The organism is Plantactinospora siamensis, assembly GCF_042434095.1.
Lineage (GTDB): Bacteria > Actinomycetota > Actinomycetes > Mycobacteriales > Micromonosporaceae > KBS50.
The window spans coordinates 115,638-133,588 of the sequence record NZ_JBHLUE010000017.1 but is presented as its reverse complement, the minus strand read 5'-3'; the positions used below and the strand labels follow the sequence as shown (position 1 = coordinate 133,588).

The 17,951-nt window shown below is 72.6% G+C and carries 13 protein-coding genes; 7 read left to right on the top strand and 6 right to left on the bottom strand.

Going from position 1 to position 17,951, the window contains the following annotated elements:
• Window positions 1-6: 6 nt before the first annotated feature.
• Together ACFFHU_RS21040 and ACFFHU_RS21035 are read right to left on the bottom strand one after the other, a co-directional pair.
• Complete coding sequence (locus ACFFHU_RS21040; protein WP_377341444.1) at window positions 7-387, bottom strand: cytidine/deoxycytidylate deaminase family protein; 381 nt, start codon at window positions 385-387, stop codon at window positions 7-9.
• 33 nt (window positions 388-420) lie between these two features.
• On the bottom strand, window positions 421-1,455 hold the full coding sequence (locus ACFFHU_RS21035) for a DMT family transporter (RefSeq protein ID WP_377341443.1): 1,035 nt from the start codon (window positions 1,453-1,455) through the stop codon (window positions 421-423).
• Between the two features lie 68 nt (window positions 1,456-1,523).
• On the opposite strand from ACFFHU_RS21035, the gene ACFFHU_RS21030 reads away from it, so the two are divergent.
• Both ACFFHU_RS21030 and hrpA read left to right on the top strand, forming a co-directional pair.
• Window positions 1,524-2,117 (top strand): TetR/AcrR family transcriptional regulator, encoded by a 594-nt coding sequence (locus ACFFHU_RS21030; protein WP_377341441.1) that lies wholly within the window; start codon window positions 1,524-1,526, stop codon window positions 2,115-2,117.
• A gap of 67 nt (window positions 2,118-2,184) precedes the next feature.
• On the top strand, window positions 2,185-6,495 hold the full coding sequence (gene hrpA / locus ACFFHU_RS21025) for an ATP-dependent RNA helicase HrpA (RefSeq protein ID WP_377341439.1): 4,311 nt from the start codon (window positions 2,185-2,187) through the stop codon (window positions 6,493-6,495).
• Window positions 6,496-6,508: 13 nt separating this feature from the next.
• On the opposite strand, the gene rfbB is transcribed toward hrpA, so the two are convergent.
• Together rfbB and ACFFHU_RS21015 are read right to left on the bottom strand one after the other, a co-directional pair.
• Window positions 6,509-7,564: a dTDP-glucose 4,6-dehydratase gene (gene rfbB, locus ACFFHU_RS21020; RefSeq protein ID WP_377341437.1), complete on the bottom strand. Its 1,056-nt coding sequence runs from the start codon at window positions 7,562-7,564 to the stop codon at window positions 6,509-6,511.
• Between the two features lie 253 nt (window positions 7,565-7,817).
• On the bottom strand, window positions 7,818-8,867 hold the full coding sequence (locus ACFFHU_RS21015; RefSeq protein WP_377341435.1) for a LysR family transcriptional regulator: 1,050 nt from the start codon (window positions 8,865-8,867) through the stop codon (window positions 7,818-7,820).
• A 77-nt stretch (window positions 8,868-8,944) separates the two neighbouring features.
• Between ACFFHU_RS21015 and ACFFHU_RS21010 the strand changes: the two genes are divergently transcribed.
• From ACFFHU_RS21010 to ACFFHU_RS20995, 4 genes are all read left to right on the top strand, one after another.
• Entirely contained in the window at window positions 8,945-9,634 is a 690-nt protein-coding gene (locus tag ACFFHU_RS21010; protein WP_377341433.1) for a succinate dehydrogenase cytochrome b subunit, read from the top strand.
• 1 nt (window position 9,635) lies between these two features.
• Window positions 9,636-11,570: a fumarate reductase/succinate dehydrogenase flavoprotein subunit gene (locus tag ACFFHU_RS21005; RefSeq protein WP_377341431.1), complete on the top strand. Its 1,935-nt coding sequence runs from the start codon at window positions 9,636-9,638 to the stop codon at window positions 11,568-11,570.
• Entirely contained in the window at window positions 11,567-12,328 is a 762-nt protein-coding gene (locus ACFFHU_RS21000) for a succinate dehydrogenase/fumarate reductase iron-sulfur subunit (RefSeq protein WP_377341429.1), read from the top strand. Before ACFFHU_RS21005 ends, ACFFHU_RS21000 begins: the two co-directional genes overlap by 4 nt.
• Before the next feature lie 186 nt (window positions 12,329-12,514).
• Complete coding sequence (locus tag ACFFHU_RS20995; RefSeq protein WP_377341427.1) at window positions 12,515-13,657, top strand: MBL fold metallo-hydrolase; 1,143 nt, start codon at window positions 12,515-12,517, stop codon at window positions 13,655-13,657.
• A 118-nt stretch (window positions 13,658-13,775) separates the two neighbouring features.
• Here the strand turns inward: ACFFHU_RS20995 and ACFFHU_RS20990 are convergent, their stop codons facing one another.
• On the bottom strand, window positions 13,776-15,284 hold the full coding sequence (locus tag ACFFHU_RS20990) for a deoxyguanosinetriphosphate triphosphohydrolase family protein (protein ID WP_377341425.1): 1,509 nt from the start codon (window positions 15,282-15,284) through the stop codon (window positions 13,776-13,778).
• 232 nt (window positions 15,285-15,516) lie between these two features.
• Window positions 15,517-17,004 (bottom strand): APC family permease, encoded by a 1,488-nt coding sequence (locus tag ACFFHU_RS20985; protein ID WP_377341423.1) that lies wholly within the window; start codon window positions 17,002-17,004, stop codon window positions 15,517-15,519.
• A 278-nt stretch (window positions 17,005-17,282) separates the two neighbouring features.
• Here ACFFHU_RS20985 and ACFFHU_RS20980 point away from each other — a divergent pair, with 278 nt between their 5' ends.
• Window positions 17,283-17,927 carry a GOLPH3/VPS74 family protein gene (locus tag ACFFHU_RS20980; RefSeq protein WP_377341421.1) on the top strand — a complete coding sequence of 215 codons (645 nt, stop codon included), beginning with the start codon at window positions 17,283-17,285 and terminating at the stop codon, window positions 17,925-17,927.
• Window positions 17,928-17,951: the final 24 nt, after the last annotated feature.

Here is a 17,951-nt window from a genome sequence, read left to right as displayed (position 1 = left end):
TGTTGATCATGCGGCGGGCGACTGGCCCGCGGCCAGCTCCTCAACCGGTACGGCCCGCAACTCGTCCGGCGTGCCGAGCACGACGCGGATGCCGGGAAACCAGTCGGCCAGCAGCCGACGGCAGCCGGGGCACGGCTCCCGCAGCTCCCGGCCCCGGTCGCCGACCGTCACGATCGCGCTCAGCTCGCGTACCCCCTGGGTGGCGGCCGTGCCCACGGCGACCACCTCGGCGCAGGCCCCCGCCGCGTCGTGCCGGACGTCCACCCCGGTGAACACCCGCCCGTCCGCGGACAGCACCGCCGTCGCCACGGCGTGCCGGCCGGCGGCGGTGCGCAGCCGGGCCACCGCGCCGGCCGCCTGGACCAGCGCCCGTTCGGTCAGCTCCATGAATTCCTTCCGTTCGGAAACCGCAACCGAGAATCAACCCGGGGTCCGTGTCGCCAACCACATCGACACAGACCCTAGGCGAGCCGGACGGTCCACCCGCACACCGCCCGGCCCGCTCCCGTCGGCGCCCGAGTCCGCGGTACGGGCCGGGACCTTTGGCTCGGGGCGCGGAGGGGCCACGGGAGCGCCCGCCCCGGAGCTGGGCCGCGGGTCGCTCCGGGACACCAGCACGGCGGCCGTCAGGCACACCAGCAGACCCACCGCCGTACGCCGGCCGAAGGGCTCGCCGAACATCACCGCGCCCCAGACCGCGGTGACCGGCGCCATCAGGAACATCAGGGCGTTGACCCTGGTCACACCGCTCCGCCTGAGCACCAGCCAGTAGAGGCCGTAACCGCCCAGGGTGGACAGGACGACGAGCCAGGCGACGGCCAGCCAGAAGGCGCGATCGCGCGGTGGCGCCGCGTCGCCGGTCACCACGGCGAGGCCGGCGAAGACGAGCGCGCTCGTCACGCAATGGATGGTCATCGCCGCGCGCGGGGCGACCCGAACCCTGGCCCGGCTGTCCAGGGCGGTCGCCGCGACCAGGCAGCCCATGCCCAGGAACGGCACGAGGTAGGCCCACCAGGCCACCCGGGTGGCTCCCGCGTCGGCGGCGCTGACCACCGCGACCCCGACGAGCCCGAGGCCGAGCCCCAGCCACTGCCGACCCGCCACCCGACGACCCAGCAGTGGCCCGGCCAGCGCGCCCATGACCAGGGGCTGGGTGCCGTCGATCAGCGCGGTGGTCCCGCTGGAGACCCCGAGCCGGATCGCGAGATAGACGGTGAGCAGGTAGCCGCTCTGCGACAGCAGGCCGACCGCGACCTGCCGGCCGACGTCCGCCGGCCGCAGCCCACGCCAGGACGACCTGCCCACGACGGCCGCGACGAGCAGCAGCAGCACCGCCAGGGGCAGAAACCGCCACGCCAGCAGGGTGCTGGGGGCCGCGCTGCCGGTGCCGAGCTTGGCCCCGATGAAACCGGAGCTCCAGCAGATCACCAGGCCGGCCGAGAGCAGGATGTTCATCGCGCCTCCCTCACTAAACAGATCGGTTTACCTCGTCGGCTCACTATACAGACCGGTATACTTTCGGCATGACGGCTGTGCAGCCTCCCGTACGGGTGGCCATGACCCCGGGCGCGCTGCGGGTGCGCGCCGCCGCGGACCGGCTGTTCTACAAGCGCGGCATACATGCCGTCGGCGTCGACCTGATCGCCGCCGAGGCGGGTGTGACCAAAAAAACCATTTACGACCGATTCGGGTCCAAGGAGCAACTGGTCGTGGAATACCTGGCCGACCGGGACGAACGCTGGAGCGCCAGGCTGAGCGAGGCTCTCGAACGCGCCCCCTCGGACGCCCGCCACCAGGTGTCCGCGGTGTTCGAGGCGGCGGCCGCGTGGATGGCCGAGGACAGCCCTCGCGGCTGCAGCATGATCAACGCCCGGGCCGAGATCACCGATGCGGAGCACCCGGCGCGGGCCGTCATCGACGGCCAGAAGGCCCGGATGCTGGCCCTCTTCACCGACCTGGCCGGACGGGTCGCTCCGGACGACGCGGACCGGCTCGGCCGCACGCTGCTACTGCTGCACGAGGGAGCCTTGGTCGCCCACGGCCTCGGCCTCTTCCCCGATCCGATCCGGCACGCCCGCGAGGCGGCCGAGGCACTGCTGGGTACGGCCGATGGCTGAGGGCCACCCCGGGCGGCGGATAACCACGGGCCGGCCGGACGATCACGTGCCTATCCTTGGCGACGACATGCAGACACCACCGCCCGCCGCGCTCGACTCCCCCGCCGCCGACTCGACCGGCGCCGAGCCGACCAGCGCCCAGCCAAGCAGCGCCGCGCCAGCCAGCGCCGAGCCGACCAGCGCCGGACCGACCGCTGCCGAGCCGACCAACGCCCAGCGAAGCAGCGCCGGGCCGACCAGCGCCGGGCCAAGCAGCGCCGGGCCGACCAGCGCCGGGCCGGTCGGCGCGGAGCGGACCGCCCGGGCCGCCGCCGAGCTGACCGCCCGGGTGGCCGCGCTCGGCCAGGCCGACGAGCGCCGCATCCGGCGCCGGCTCGACGGCACCCGCCGGATCCGGGATCCGCGCCGCCGGGAGCAGGCCATGGCGCAGATCACCGCCGACGTGGCCGCGGCCGAGGAGCGGCTGGCCGCCCGCCGGGCAGCGCTCCCGAAGATCGTGTACCCGGCCGAGCTGCCGGTGAGCGAGCGCCGGGACGAGATCGCCGCGGCCATCCGCGACCACCAGGTGGTGATCGTGGCCGGCGAGACGGGCTCCGGCAAGACCACCCAGCTGCCGAAGATCTGCCTCGAGCTGGGACGCGGGCTGCGCGGCCGGATCGGGCACACCCAGCCGCGCCGGCTGGCCGCCCGGACCGTGGCCGATCGGATCGCGTCCGAGCTGGGCACCGAGCTGGGCGACGTGGTCGGCTACAAGGTCCGGTTCACCGACCAGGTGGGCGACCGGACGCTGGTCAAGCTCATGACCGACGGCATCCTGCTCACCGAGCTGCAGCACGACCGGATGCTCCGGCAGTACGACACGCTGATCATCGACGAGGCGCACGAGCGCAGCCTCAACATCGACTTCATCCTCGGCTACCTCCGGCAGCTGCTCCCGCAGCGACCGGACCTCAAGGTGATCATCACCTCGGCCACCATCGACCCGGACCGGTTCGCCCGGCACTTCGCGGCCCCCGGCCGGGACGGCGAAGAGCCGGTGCCGGCGCCGATCGTCGAGGTGTCCGGCCGGACGTACCCGGTCGAGGTGCGGTACCGGCCCCTTGTGGAGACGGCCGAGGACGATGACGACACCGACACGGTCCGGGACCAGATCCAGGCCATCGGCGACGCCGTCGAGGAGCTGGCCGCCGAGGGCCGGGGTGACATCCTGGTCTTCCTCAGCGGCGAGCGGGAGATCCGGGACACCGCCGACGCGCTCGGCAAGCTGGTGCAGCGGGCGCCGGCGCTGCGCGGCACCGAGATCCTGCCGCTGTACGCCCGGCTGTCCACCGCCGAGCAGCACCGGGTGTTCCAGTCCCACTCGGCCCGGCGGGTCGTGCTGGCCACCAACGTGGCCGAGACCTCGCTCACCGTTCCCGGCATCAAGTACGTCGTCGACCCCGGCACCGCGCGGATCTCCCGGTACAGCAACCGGCTGAAGGTGCAGCGGCTGCCCATCGAGCCGATCTCGCAGGCGTCGGCCAACCAGCGCAAGGGCCGGTGCGGCCGGACCTCCGACGGCATCTGCATCCGGCTGTACGACGAGCAGGACTTCCTGGCCCGTCCCGAGTTCACCGACCCGGAGATCCTGCGCACCAACCTGGCGTCGGTGATCCTGCAGATGACCGCGATCGGACTGGGTGACATCGCCGCGTTCCCGTTCGTGGAGCCGCCGGAACGGCGCAACGTCACCGCCGGGGTCAACCTGCTGTCCGAGCTGAACGCGCTGGACCCGGCCGGCACCGAGACCGACCGCCGGCTCACCCCGCTGGGTCGCCGGCTGGCGCAGCTGCCGGTGGACCCCCGGCTGGCCCGGATGGTGCTGGAGGGCGAGCGAATCGGCTGCACAGGCGAGGTGGTGGTGATCGCCGCGGCGCTGTCCATCCAGGACCCCCGGGAGCGGCCGGCGGACCGGCAGGCCCAGGCCGACCAGGCGCACGCCCGGTTCACCGACCGGGAGTCCGACTTCGTCACGTTCCTCAACCTGTGGCGCTACCTGCGCGAGCAGCAGCGCGAGCTCTCCTCCAGCGCGTTCCGCCGGATGTGCAAGGCCGAATACCTCAACTACCTGCGGGTACGCGAGTGGCAGGACATCGTCAGCCAGTTGCGCCAGGCGCTGCGTACCCAGGAATCGGGCGACGGTCGACGGGGCCGGCGCGGACCGGCGGCGGCCGGCGCCAACGGCGGCGCGGGTGCGGCCGGCGGCGCGGACGGTGGCGTGGGCACGGACGGCGGCGGCGCGGCGGGCCGGCGCGGGATCGGCGGCGACCTGCCGGCGGAGATCGACACCCCGCGGGTGCACCAGGCGCTGCTGGCCGGCCTGCTCTCGCACCTCGGACTCAAGGACGCGAACACGAAGAACGAGTACCTGGGCGCCCGCGGCGCGAAGTTCGGCATCTTCCCCGGCTCGGCGCTGTTCAAGAAGCCGCCGCGCTGGGTGATGGCGGCCGAGCTGGTGGAGACCTCCCGGCTGTGGGGCCGGGTGGTCGGGCGGATCGAGCCGGAGTGGGTGGAGCCGCTCGCGCAGCACCTGGTGAAACGCAGCTACAGCGAGCCGCACTGGGAGAAGAAGCAGGGCGCCGTCATGGCGTACGAGAAGGTGACCCTGTACGGGCTGCCCCTGGTCGCGTCGCGCAAGGTGAACTATGGCCGGATCGACCCGGGGCTCAGCCGGGAGCTGTTCATCCGGCACGCGCTGGTGGAGGGCGACTGGCAGACCCACCACCGGTTCTTCGCGGACAACCGGGCGCTGCTGGACGAGGTGGCCGAGCTGGAGGACCGGGCCCGGCGCCGGGACATCCTGGTCGACGACGAGACCGTGTTCGAGTTCTACGACCAGCGGATCCCGGCCGACGTGGTCTCGGCCCGGCACTTCGACGCGTGGTGGAAGAAGACCCGCCGGGAGCAGCCGGACCTGCTCACCTTCACCCGCGAGCTGCTGATCAACGCGGGCCGCGGCGGGGTGGCCGAGGCCGACTACCCCGACGAGTGGCACGCCGACGGGGTCAGCCTGCCGGTGTCGTACGCCTTCGACCCGGGCACCGCGGCCGACGGGGTGACCGTGGACATCCCGCTGCCGCTGCTCAACCAGGTGCCGGCGGAGAGCTTCGAGTGGCAGGTTCCCGGCCTGCGCGAGGAGCTGGTGATCGCGCTGATCCGGTCGCTGCCCAAGGCGATCCGCCGCAACTTCGTGCCGGTGCCCGACTTCGCCCGCGCGGCGCTGGCGAGCATCCGGCCCGGCGCCGAGCCGCTGCTGGACGCGCTCACCCGCGAGCTGCGCCGGATGACCGGCGTGACGGTTCCGCGCGAGGCGTGGGACCCGGCCCGGCTGCCCGCGCACCTGCGGGTCAACTTCCGGGTGTTGGGCGACGACAGCAAGCCGGTCGCGGAGGGCCGGGACCTGCCCGCGCTGCAGCGCGAGCTGCGACCCCGGGTGCGCCAGGTGGTCGCCGCGGCGGCGCCGGACCTGGCCCGGACCGGCCTGACGGACTGGACCATCGGCGCCCTGCCGCGCACCGTCGAGCAGGTGCGGGCCGGCTATCCGGTGATCGCGTACCCGGCGCTGGTCGACGAGGGCGACACGGCCGGGGTGCGGGTGTTCGACAGCGAGGTCGAGCAGGTCACCGCGCACTGGGCGGGCACCCGGCGACTGCTCCGGCTGACCGTGCCGTCGCCGGCCAAGTTCCTGCAGGGCCGGCTGAGCAACGAGACCAAGCTGGCGCTCAGCCGCAACCCGCACGGCGGGGTGCAGGCGTTGATCGCCGACGCCGCGGGCGCGGCCATCGACAAGCTGATGGCCGACGCGGGCGGCCCGGCCTGGGACGCCGACGGCTTCGCGGCGCTGCGGGACCGGGTCCGGGCCGACCTGGTGGACACCGTGGTGGAGACGATGGACCGGGTCCGCCGGGTCCTGGCGGTCGCGTACGAGGTGGAACAGCGGCTCGGCGCCACCCGCAACCTCGCGGTGGTGGCCGCGCTGGCCGACATCCGCGGCCAGCTCGGCGAGCTGGTGCACGCCGGCTTCATCACCGAGACCGGGTACGACCGGCTGCCCGACCTGCTGCGCTACCTCACCGCCATCCAGCGCCGGCTGGACCGGCTGGCCGGCAACCCGCAGCGGGACAAGTCGCAGCAGGACCGGATAGCCGTGGTCCGGAAGGAGTACGCGGACCTGCTGGCCGCGCTGCCGCCGGCCCGCCGCTCGTCGGCGCCGGTGCAGGCGATCCGCTGGATGATCGAGGAGTTGCGGGTGAACGTGTTCGCCCAGGCGCTGGGCACCCCGTACCCGGTCTCCGAGCAGCGGATCTACCGCGCCATGGACGAGGCCGAGGGCCGCTGACCCGCACCGCCCGTCAGCGGGCCTGGGCGGGCACCGTCGGCGCCGCCGGCACGCCGGCCGCACCGCCCGCGGGTCCGCCGCCAACCTCGGCCGGCACCCGGAGGTCGGGATAGACGTCCGCCCACCGGTCCGGGTTGTCCCGGTACCAGGCGTACACGTCGGCCAGGCCGTCGGCGAATCTGACCTGCGGCTCGAACCCGAGCTCGTCCTGGATCTTGCGGTAGTCCAGGGAGTAGCGCTGGTCCTGCACCTTGCGGTCCGCGACGTACCGCACCCGGTTCCAGTCCGCGCCGTGCAGGTGCAGGATCCGCTCGGCCAGCTGCCGGTTGGTCAGCTCGATGTCTCCGCCGATGTTGTAGATCTCGCCCGCCCGTCCCTTGCCCAGCACGAGGGACAGGGCCCGGCAGTGGTCATCGACGTGCAGCCACTCGCGCACCGCGCGACCGTCGCCGTGCAGCGTGATGTCCTGGCCGGCGAGGAGGCTGGTCACGAACCGGGGAATGACCTTCTCGATGTGCTGGTAGGGCCCGTAGTTGTTGGCGCAGCGGGTGATCGACAGGTCGAGGTCGTAGGTGCGCCAGTAGGCCCGGACGACGCAGTCACTGGCCGCCTTCGAGGCCGCGTACGGGGAGTTCGGCTCCAGCACGCAACGTTCCGTCCACGAGCCGCTGGTGATCGAGCCGTACACCTCGTCCGTGGACACGTGGACCACCCGCTCGACCCCGCTGCGCGCGCACTCGGCCATCAGCAGGTGCGAGCCCATCACGTTGGTCTCGAAGAAGGGCGCGGGATCGTCGATCGACCGGTCGACGTGCGACTCCGCCGCGAAGTGGATCATCGCGTCGTGCCCCGGCACGACGTCGGCGAGCAACCGCCGGTCGCAGATGTCACCGACGACGAGGGTCAGCCGGGGATGTGCGGCCGGCAGGCTGCTGCGGTCGCTGGCGTACGTCAGCTTGTCCAGCACCGTCACGTCGCAATCTTCGAAACCGACGTACCGGCCATCGAGCAGACACCTGACGAAGTGTGAGCCGATGAAACCCGCGCCGCCGGTAACCAAGATCCTCATCCGTGGCCCTCCTGCCTCGCGAGGTCTCCCGCGCCATCGTGCCGATCGCATCCGCGGCAGTTCCCACCGCCGAACACCCGGTCACTGCCCCGCAGAGTGCAGATGCGGATAGAGGTCTCATTTATTGCCATAGGGGACTTATGGTATGCGACTGAACCACCCACGAGGGTAATAACGTGACGACGAGGCAAAATGACACCCACCAACCTGCAAGCGGGCACGATCCGGGTGCACTTGCCGGAGCATTCCGCCCTCAGTACGCCTCGACGCCGCGGGGCAGGTTGCCGCCGTCGGCGTTCTCCCGGACGAACTCCAGCAGGATCCGCCGCAACTCCTGGGCGGCGTGACTGAGCGCCACCTCGCGCCGCCGGGCCAGCGCGATCGTCCGGTGGATGCCCGGCGGGGCGAGCTGGGTGACGTGCACCCGGGGCTGCCGGGCCAGCACGATGCCGGGCACCAGCGCGATGCCCAGGCCGGCCTCCACCAGGCTGAGCACGGCATCCATCTCGCCGCCCTCGACGGCGAACCGCGGTTCGAAGCCGGCCCGGCGGCAGGCCGCGAGGGTGGCGTCCCGCAGGTCGTAGCCGCCCCGGAACATCACCATGGGCCGGTCCCGCAGCTCGCCGATCTCCACCCGAGGTTCGACCGGGCCGACCTCGGCGGGGGCCGGCCGGCGGTCCGGCCCGGCGGCGCTCTGCGGGCGGCCCGGCGCGGTGGCGGCGCCCGGCCGGCCGGCCGGCAGCCCGGCGGCGCCCGGCGGGCCGGCCGGGCCGCCGAGCAGCGGTTCCAGCGACGCGACCACCAGGCTCTCCCGCAGCAACGGCTCGGTTCGCAGGCCCGGGTCCACCCCCCGGTCCGGCTCGATGATCAGGGCGAGATCCAGCTCCCCGCGCAGCAGGTCGCGGACCAGGTCCTGCGAGCCGCCCTCCTCGATCCCCAGGTCCACCTCGGGGTGCCGGTCGTGGAACCGGCGCAGCACCGGGGGCGCCAGCGAGGTGCAGAGGCTGGGTGTGGCGCCCAGCCGGACCCGGCCGCGCCGCACGCCGACCAGCTCCTGCACCTGACCGCGCGCCGACTCCACGTCGGCCAGGATCCGCTTGGCCACCGGCAGCAGCGTCTCGCCGGCGGCCGTGAGCGCGATGTTGCCCCTTACCCGTTCGAACAGCGGGGTGCCGAGGTCGGTCTCCAAAGCGTGAATCTGCTTACTCAGCGACGGCTGGGTGATGCCGACCAGATCGGCGGCATGGGTGAAATGTCGCACTTCTGCGACCGCCACGAAGTACTTCAACTGCTGTAGCTGCACACCTATAGCCTATAGCTATCGTAACCAAGCGCTCGATGCATTGGACGACTGAACGGCCTCGCCCTAGCGTTCGAGCAGTGGTAGCCGTTCAGAGCCGTTCTCCGGTCCGCTCGTCCGTCGGCCTCAAGGCCGTGATGGCGGTCTCGGGCATCATCCTGGTGCTGTTCCTCATCGCGCACATGCTGGGCAACCTCAAGATCTTCGCCGGCGCCAGCTCGTTCGACCACTACGCGCACTGGCTGCGGACGATCGGCAGCCCGGTGCTGCCCGGGACCTGGTACCTGTGGATCCAGCGCACGGTGCTCACCGTGGCGGTGCTCGCGCACATCTGGGCGGCCACCGTGCTCGCGCTGCGCGCCAGGGCGGCCCGGCCGGTCCGGTACGCCCACCGCAAGCCGGTGCAGGGCAGCTACGCGGCCCGCACGATGCGCTGGGGTGGCGTGATCATCCTGCTGTTCGTGATCTACCACCTGCTCGACCTCACGACCGGCACGGTCAACCCGGTGGCCGACCCGGCCCATCCGTACGCGAACGTGGTGGCCGACTTCGCGCCCGGCCGCTGGTACGTGACGCTCTTCTACGTCCTCGCCATCGTGGCCCTCGGCTTCCACCTGCGGCACGGGGTCTTCAGCGCGCTGCGCAGCCTCGGCCAGCAGCGGCCGCGGGGCGAGCGGACGCTGCGGCGGGTGGCGCTGGTCTTCGCCGTGCTCCTCTGCGCCGGGTACCTGGTCGTCCCCTTCGCCGTGCTTACCGGATTGGTGGGTTGAGATGCTCTACACCGAGGGCGAGCCGATCGCCGACACGAAGGCCCCGGAGGGGCCGATCGCGGAACGGTGGAGCACCCGCCGGTTCGAGGCCAAGCTGGTCAACCCGGCCAACCGGCGCAAGCGGCACGTGATCGTGATCGGCACCGGACTGGCCGGCGGCTCGGCCGCCGCCACCCTGGGCGAGATGGGCTACCAGGTCACCTCGTTCTGCTACCAGGACAGCCCGCGGCGGGCGCACTCGATCGCCGCGCAGGGCGGCATCAACGCCGCCAAGAACTACCGCAACGACGGCGACTCGATCCACCGGCTGTTCTACGACACCGTCAAGGGCGGCGACTTCCGGTCCCGGGAGTCGAACGTGCACCGGCTCGCCGAGGTGTCGGTGGAGATCATCGACCAGTGCGTGGCCCAGGGCGTCCCGTTCGCCCGCGAGTACGGCGGCCTGCTGGACACCCGGTCCTTCGGCGGCGCCCAGGTGCAGCGCACCTTCTACGCCCGGGGGCAGACGGGCCAGCAACTGCTGCTCGGCGCGTACCAGGCGCTGGAGCGGCAGATCGGCCTGGGCCACGTCACCATGCACAGCCGGCACGAGATGCTCGAGCTGATCCTGGTGGACGGCCGGGCCCGCGGGGTCGTGGTGCGCGACCTGGTGACCGGGGAGATCGAGACCCACTTCGCCGACGCCGTGGTGCTCGCCTCCGGCGGCTACGGCAACGTGTTCTATCTGTCCACGAACGCCAAGGGCTGCAACGTGACCGCCACCTGGCGGGCGCACCGCAAGGGCGCGTACTTCGCCAACCCCTGCTACACGCAGATCCACCCGACCTGCATCCCGGTCTCCGGCGACCACCAGTCCAAGCTCACCCTGATGAGCGAGTCGCTGCGCAACGACGGCCGGGTCTGGGTGCCGAAGACGGCCGGTGACACCCGCTCGCCGAAGGACATCCCCGAGGACGAGCGCGACTACTACCTCGAGCGGATCTACCCGTCGTTCGGCAACCTGGTCCCCCGGGACATCGCCTCGCGGGCCGCCAAGAGCGTCTGCGACCAGGGTCGGGGCGTCGGGCCGACCGGGCTCGGGGTGTATCTCGACTTCGCCGACGCGATCTCCCGGCTCGGCCGGCGGGCCGTCGAGGAGAAGTACGGCAACCTCTTCGAGATGTACGAGCGGATCACCGGCGAGGACCCGTACGAGGTGCCGATGCGGATCTATCCGGCCGTGCACTACACGATGGGTGGGCTGTGGGTCGACTACGACCTCCAGTCCACCATTCCGGGCCTGTTCGTGATCGGCGAGGCCAACTTCTCCGACCACGGCGCCAACCGGCTCGGCGCCTCGGCGCTGATGCAGGGCCTCGCCGACGGGTACTTCGTGCTGCCCAGCACGATCGGCGACTATCTCGCGGGCGGCCAGTTCGAGCCGGTCGACGAGCGCCACCCGGACGCGGTGCGGGCCCGCGCCGAGGTCGAGGACCGGCTCGCCCGGCTGCTGGCCGTGAACGGCGACCGCACGGTGGACTCGTTCCACCGGGAGCTCGGGCAGATCATGTGGGAGCACTGCGGCATGGAGCGTACGGACGCCGGGCTGCGCAAGGCGCTCGACGAGATCCGGGCGCTGCGCGAGCAGTTCTGGTCCCGGGTCAAGGTGCCCGGCGACGGCGAGGGGCTCAACCAGGCCCTGGAGAAGGCCGGCCGGGTGGCCGACTTCTTCGAGCTGGCCGAGCTCATGTGCGTCGACGCGCTGCACCGGACCGAGTCCTGCGGCGGACACTTCCGGGCCGAGAGCCAGACGCCGGACGGCGAGGCCCAGCGCGACGACGAGCACTTCAGCTACGTGGCGGCCTGGGAGTTCACCGGCGCCGACCGGCCGCCCGTGCTGCACAAGGAAGACCTGACGTTCGACTACGTCCACCCCAGCCAGCGGAGCTACAAGTGAACCTCACCCTGCGGATCTGGCGACAGTCCGGCCCGGACGACAAGGGCCGGATGGTCACGTACCAGGTCCAGGACGTCTCCCCCGACATGTCGTTCCTCGAGATGCTCGACGTGCTCAACGAGCGGCTCACCCTCGCCGGCGAGGAGCCGGTGGCCTTCGACCACGACTGCCGCGAGGGCATCTGCGGCGCCTGCGGCATGGTCATCAACGGCAACGCGCACGGTCCGCAGCGCGGCACGACCGCCTGCCAGCTGCACATGCGGCACTTCTCCGACGGCGAGACGATCGACATCGAGCCGTGGCGCGCCCGCGCGTTCCCGGTCATCAAGGACCTGGTGGTCAACCGCGGCGCGTTCGACAAGATCATCGCGGCCGGCGGGTACATCACCGCGCCCACCGGCAGCGCGCCCGAGGCGCACTCGACCCCGGTGGCCAAGGCCAACGCGGACACCGCCTTCGAGGCGGCCGCCTGCATCGGCTGCGGCGCCTGCGTGGCGGCCTGCCCGAACGGCTCGGGCATGCTGTTCACGGCCGCCAAGGTCACCCAGCTGAGCCTGCTGCCGCAGGGCCAGCCCGAGCGCTACACCCGGGTCATCGGCATGGTCGACGCGCACGACGAGGCCGGCTTCGGCGGCTGCACCAACGCCGGCGAATGCACGGCGGTCTGCCCCAAGGGCATCCCGCTGAGCACCATCGGGCGGCTGAACCGGGACTTCCTCACCGCCGCCGTCAAGCACGGCGACACCCCCGGCGCCTGACCCCGCCCCGATCCCGGGGCTGCTCGGCGGGCGTGCGCCTCGTGGTGGGCTTTGCGGCTTCGGGCCGGATCTGTCCCCACCACGACCGCAGGGTCGCGGCGCCGGCCCGGGTCGGGCGGTCGGCAACGGCCGATCTCCGGCGTAGCGTGGGCTGACGTACCGATCGCCGAGGCATGGGTGGGAGCGATGACTGGGAAGCCGGGCAGCAACCGCGGGCGTGGTCTGCGCCGCGCGGCGCTCGTGGCCGGGGCGCTGGCCGGGGCGGCCTGGGCCGTCCGGGACGTGCCGGCGGCCCTCGGCGGGCGGATCGCCGGGGCACGGGCCGGCCGGGTCGCGCGCTCGCCGCAGTTCGGCGGCCGCACCTTCCGCAACCCCGTGGGCACGCGCACGATCGTGCCCCCGGACGACCGCCCGGGCTCCGACCGCGGCCTGGTCCGGGAACTGCTCTTCGGCGACCAGCGGCGACACCCCGCCGCCCCGGTTCCGGTGCTGCGGCCGGCGTCGGCGCAGCCGGCCGCGGACGGGCTGGCCGTGATCTGGTACGGCCACGCGTCGGCACTGGTCGAGATCGAGGGTCGGCGGGTGCTGATCGATCCGGTGTGGAGCGACCGGTGCTCCCCGTCCCGGCTCGTGGGCCCGCGCCGGCTGCACCCGGTGCCGGTCCCGCTGGCCGAGCTGCCGGCCGTGGACGCGGTGCTCATCTCGCACGACCACTACGACCACCTGGACATGGCCACCATCCGCGAGCTGTCCCGGACCCGGACCGTACCCTTCCTGGTGCCGCTCGGGGTGGGCGCGCACCTGGAGCGGTGGGGCGTGCCCGAGGACCGGATCATCGAGCTGGACTGGGACGAGACCGCGCCGGTGGCCGGCCTGGAGCTCACCCCGACCGCCGCCCGGCACTTCTCCGGGCGCGGCCTGCGGCGGGACCGGACGCTCTGGGCGTCGTGGGTGATCGCCGGGCGGCGGCGCCGGGCCTTCTACACCGGCGACTCCGGCTATTTCCCCGGGTACGCCGAGATCGGCGCCGAACACGGTCCGTTCGACGTCACGCTCATGCAGATCGGCGCATACGACCGGGCCTGGCCGGACATCCACATGTTCCCCGAGGAGGCCGTGGCCGCCCACCTCGACCTGCGGGGCAACCTGCTGATCCCGGTGCACTGGGGCACCTTCAACCTCGCCCTGCACGCCTGGGACGAGCCGGTCAACCGGATCTGGCGCGAGGCCAAGGCCCGGGGCGTGCGGCTCGCCGTGCCGCGCCCGGGCGAACGGGTCGACGTGGCCGACCCACCCCCGGTCGACGCCTGGTGGCAAACCATCGCCTGACCACCCCGCCCTCCCCTGCCCCTCTCCCGCCCTCGCGTCGATCATGAAGTTGGCGGGTCGACACGCCGGCGCCGGACCCGTCAGCGTGATGATCGACCGCGGATGCGCCGGGCTTCTGTCAGAGCACGAAGGCGTCGGTCCAGAGGGCGCCCGAGCGGCCGGTGAGCGCGTCCAGCAGGGCCCCGGCCTGGCCGTCGGTGAGGGCCGCCACGAAGTCGATCGTGGCCCGGGCCCGGGCCCGGGCGATCCGCTCGGGCGTACGGGGGTGCAGCTCGGTCTCGGCCAGCTCGACCAGGTCGTGCAGCCGCTGCGGCAGCCGGTCGCTCTCGTCCGGGTCGCCCAACCAGGCGTACAGCGCGTCGACCAGCATGGTCAGCAGCCGCGCCTGACCGCGCTGGTGCAGGGCGAGGTCCGGCCGCTCCAGCACGAACCGGTGATGCACCAGCTTGAGCACCTGCACCTCGTGCCACTGCGGAACGGCCAGCAGCACGTGGCCGGACCGGTTGACCGGCGCGGCGGTCGCGGTCACGGCGTCCACCAACCGCCGGGTCCACCGGGCGGAGAAGCCGGCCACGTACTGCTCGGCCTCGATCGATCCATCGAACGGCGCGGCCAGCAGCCCGTCCACCAGCTCGGTCCGGACCTGCTCGACGGCCGCCGCGAACGCGTCGTCGTCGGCGATCCAGGCGTCCTTGCGGTGCAGCTGCCGGCGCAGCAGCTCGATGGCGGCGCCCGGGCGCCGGCGGGCGCCCGGCAGCGCGCCGTCGGAGAGGTTCCGCAGCTGGCCGGCGTCCCGCTGCCAGCCGGTCAGCTCGGCGGCCACCACGCCCTGCTGGAGCACGCCGACCCGGTGGAAGTCCTCCACGTCGTGGATGGCGTACGCGATGTCGTCGGCCGTGTCCATGATCGACGCTTCCACGGTCTGCTGCCAGGGCGCGATCCGGTCGGCGAACGGCTCCCGCGCCTGCCGCAGGTCCGCGGCCTCCGTGTCGTACGCGCCGAACTTCGCCGAGCCGCTGTCCGGCTCGCCGGGCGGGGCGGCCGCGCCGCGGGGGGCCGGGTCGAGCAGCCGGGGGTGCGGCTCCGGATGGCCGCGCCGGGTCCACGGATACTTCAGGATCGCGGCCCGGACCGCGGCCGTGAGATCCAGCCCGATGGTCGCGGTCTTGCGGATCTCCGTGCTGGTGACGATCCGGTACGACTGGGCGTTGCCCTCGAACCCGTCGGGCAGGCCGAGCTGACGGCGGGCCAACCGGTCGAGGACCTGCTCGCCGAGGTGCCCGAACGGGGGGTGGCCCAGGTCGTGCGCGAGCGCGGCGGCCTCCACCACGTCCGGATCGCACCCGCCGAGCCGGTCCAGCAGTTCGGCGTACGGGCCGGCCGCCAGCCGCTCGGCGATGGCCCGACCGACCTGCGCCACCTTGATGCTGTGGGTGAGTCGGTTGTGCACCAGCAGACCGGCCCCGCCCGGGCTGACCACCTGGGTGACCCCGCCGAGCCGGGCGAAGAACGGCGAGCTGGCGATCCGGTCCCGGTCCGCCCGGTACGGGCTGGCGGCCAGGTCACCGAGCGCGCCGGCCCGCCCGCCGAACAGCCGGCGGTCCCGTCCCTTCGCAGGTCCCTGCATGATCGCCACGCTAGCGCAGCGGACGGCGCCCCGGCCGCCCGACGGCGCCCCGGCCGCCCGACGGCGGCCCGAACGCCCGACGGCGGCCCGAACGCCCGACAGCGTCCCGGGATGCCGACAGCGGGACGGGGCGGGACGGTGATCGCTCACCGCCCCGCCCCGCGGGTACCGCCGGTGTTAAGAGGGGCCCCTTCCTATACAAAAAGCGATAAGAAGGGGCCCTTCCTTCGGGTCAGACGCCGACCGGGACGTACTCGTCCTGGTCGTCGACGTTGGTCTGGGTGGCGCTGCGGCCGATGCCCTCGTACACCGCCGGGCGGGCCGAGCGCAGGGCCGCGCCCCAGATCAGCCCGACGACCGCGCCGAGCAGCACGATGCCGGGCAGCAGCCAGCGCAGGTAGCTGGGGTTGGTCGGGGCCAGCAGCGCGTTGAAGTTCCAGATCAGGATGACCAGCACGGCGCCGAGCAGCAGGGTGGCCAGGGTCGGCGCGATGAGCGTCTGCCAGGCGCCCTCCTCGGCCGGCCGGCGGCGGAAGAAGCCGACCACCGAGGCGGAGGTCAGCGTCATCAGCAGCACGAGGCCGACGGCCGAGGTGCCGCTCATCCAGGTGAACAGGTCGGCCACCGGGTCGCGGTTGGTGATCACGAACAGCAGGACCACGACGAAGGCCAGGAACGTCTGGGTCAGCGAGCCCGCGATGGGCGCGGCCGAGCGGACGCTGGTGCGGCCGAGGAACTCGGGCAGCACCCGCTCGCGGCCCAGCGCGAACAGGTAACGCGCCACGCCGTTGTGAAAGGAGAGCAGGGCGGCGAAGACGCTCGTGATGAACAGCACGTTCGCCACGTCGGCCAGCGTGGGGCTGGCGTACTGGGCGAGGGCGCCGAAGATGGCGCCGGGCCCCTGCTCGCCGGTCACGCCCTGGACCTGGTCCGGCCCGTACAGCACGGACAGCGCCCACGCGGACAACGCGTAGAACAGGCCGGTGAACGCGACCGCGATGTAGGTGGCGCGGGCGACGGTCCGGCGCGGGTCGCGGACCTCCTCGCTGTAGATGGCCGCCGACTCGAAGCCGGCGAACGCCGCGATGCCGAGCGCCAGCACGCCGCCCACCCCGGAGCCGAACAGGTTGCCCAGGCTCAGGCCGGCGAAGCTGACCGAGCCGCCGGCCGGGTGGCCGAACGAGATCGCGTCGAAGATGCAGACCGCGATGATCTCGGCGATCAGCAGCACCGCGAGCACGCTCGCGTTCAGGTCGACCCGGAGGACGCCGAGCAGACCGACCAGGACGAGAGCGGCCAGGCCCCAGACCCACCACGGGGCGTCGACGCTGAACTTCGACTTCATGAAGTCGCCGAACACCGCGCCGAAGAGGCCGTACAGCCCGAAGTTGATGGTGTTGTACGCGACCAGCGCGATGAACGAGCCGGACACGCCGGCGGCGCGGCCGAGGCCGTTTGCCAGGTACGAATAGAACGCGCCCGCGTTGGAGACGTACCGGCTCATCGCGGCGTAGCCGACGGCGAAGAATGCCAGCACGGCCGCCAACACGATGAACGAGATCGGCGTGCCCTTGTTGCCGGTCACCGCGAAGGTCGTGGTGACACCGCCGCCAAGAACGGTGAGGGGGGCCGAGGCGGCGACGGTGAAGAAGACGAGGTGGACCACGCCGAGGCGGCGGCGGGCCAGCCCACTGTGGGCGGTGGGGAGGTTGGAGGACAAGGAGGTCTCCACAACGTGAGGGGGGTGAGACGCTGGATGACGACGCCCGATCGTACGGGCACGGTCGGTAATGTCTCAAGGCGTGAGCTCATAGGACAAACATTTCGTCCGTTCGGATTAGGAAGCTGGATGACGTCCTGGTAAAAGCCGGACAACGGAAGCGTGGGGATGCTTGAAAGCGCCGGTGGCCATGCCGTAGGTTCTCCGCGGACCGTGCCGATCTCTGACCGGCGTCGGCCACGCGCGGCACCCCCTCCGCCGGCCACCCGAGGAAGGCCATGACCGAACTCCGCCTTGCGGATGAACTGTTCCTTATCGGACACGACGAGTACACCGGTAAGCCGAAGGCCAACGACGAGCTCCTGGGCACCGGTCTCGCCGGCGCCGTACTCGGCGAGCTGCTCATCAATCGCCGGATCAGCTGCTCGGGCGGCAAGGTGGCCGTCATCGACCAGCGGCCGTGGGGCGAGGTGGTCAGCGACGCCGCGCTCGGCGAGCTGCAGCGCCGGATGGGCACCTACGTCGTCCGCGCCTGGGTCGAACACCTCCGCGACAACGCTCGGGAGGCCGTCGGTCGCCGGCTCGTCGCCCTCGGCATGGTCCGCCGCGAGGAGAGCCGTGGCGTGCTTTCCCGCAAGGGCGCCGTCCGGTTCCCCGGCGTGGAGCCGATGGTCTGCGCCCAGCCGCAGGTCCGGCTGGCCTACCAGCTCGAACGGCCCGGCGTCATCCATCCGCAGATGGCGACCCTGGCGGCCCTGCTGCTGGCCCTCGGGCTGGAGCACCTGCTGGTGGTCACCATGTCCCGGCAGGAGACCCGGGAGCAGCTCACGCAGATCACCGCGAGCCTGCCGGCCGAGCTGCACGCGCTGGTCACCGGGGTGCAGGCGGCGACCGCCGCGCTGGCGCTCACCGTCCGCCGCTGACCGCCGGCCGGCGTCGAACACCGC

Coding starts and splice junctions, on each gene's coding strand:
- ACFFHU_RS21005 (WP_377341431.1), top strand. CDS start 9,636: ATGCTCTACACCGAGGGCGAGCCGATCGCCGACACGAAGGCCCCGGAG.
- hrpA (WP_377341439.1), top strand. CDS start 2,185: ATGCAGACACCACCGCCCGCCGCGCTCGACTCCCCCGCCGCCGACTCG.
- ACFFHU_RS20995 (WP_377341427.1), top strand. CDS start 12,515: ATGACTGGGAAGCCGGGCAGCAACCGCGGGCGTGGTCTGCGCCGCGCG.
- ACFFHU_RS21030 (WP_377341441.1), top strand. CDS start 1,524: ATGACGGCTGTGCAGCCTCCCGTACGGGTGGCCATGACCCCGGGCGCG.
- ACFFHU_RS21040 (WP_377341444.1), bottom strand. CDS start 387: ATGGAGCTGACCGAACGGGCGCTGGTCCAGGCGGCCGGCGCGGTGGCC.
- ACFFHU_RS20980 (WP_377341421.1), top strand. CDS start 17,283: ATGACCGAACTCCGCCTTGCGGATGAACTGTTCCTTATCGGACACGAC.
- ACFFHU_RS21035 (WP_377341443.1), bottom strand. CDS start 1,455: ATGAACATCCTGCTCTCGGCCGGCCTGGTGATCTGCTGGAGCTCCGGT.
- ACFFHU_RS20990 (WP_377341425.1), bottom strand. CDS start 15,284: ATGCAGGGACCTGCGAAGGGACGGGACCGCCGGCTGTTCGGCGGGCGG.
- rfbB (WP_377341437.1), bottom strand. CDS start 7,564: ATGAGGATCTTGGTTACCGGCGGCGCGGGTTTCATCGGCTCACACTTC.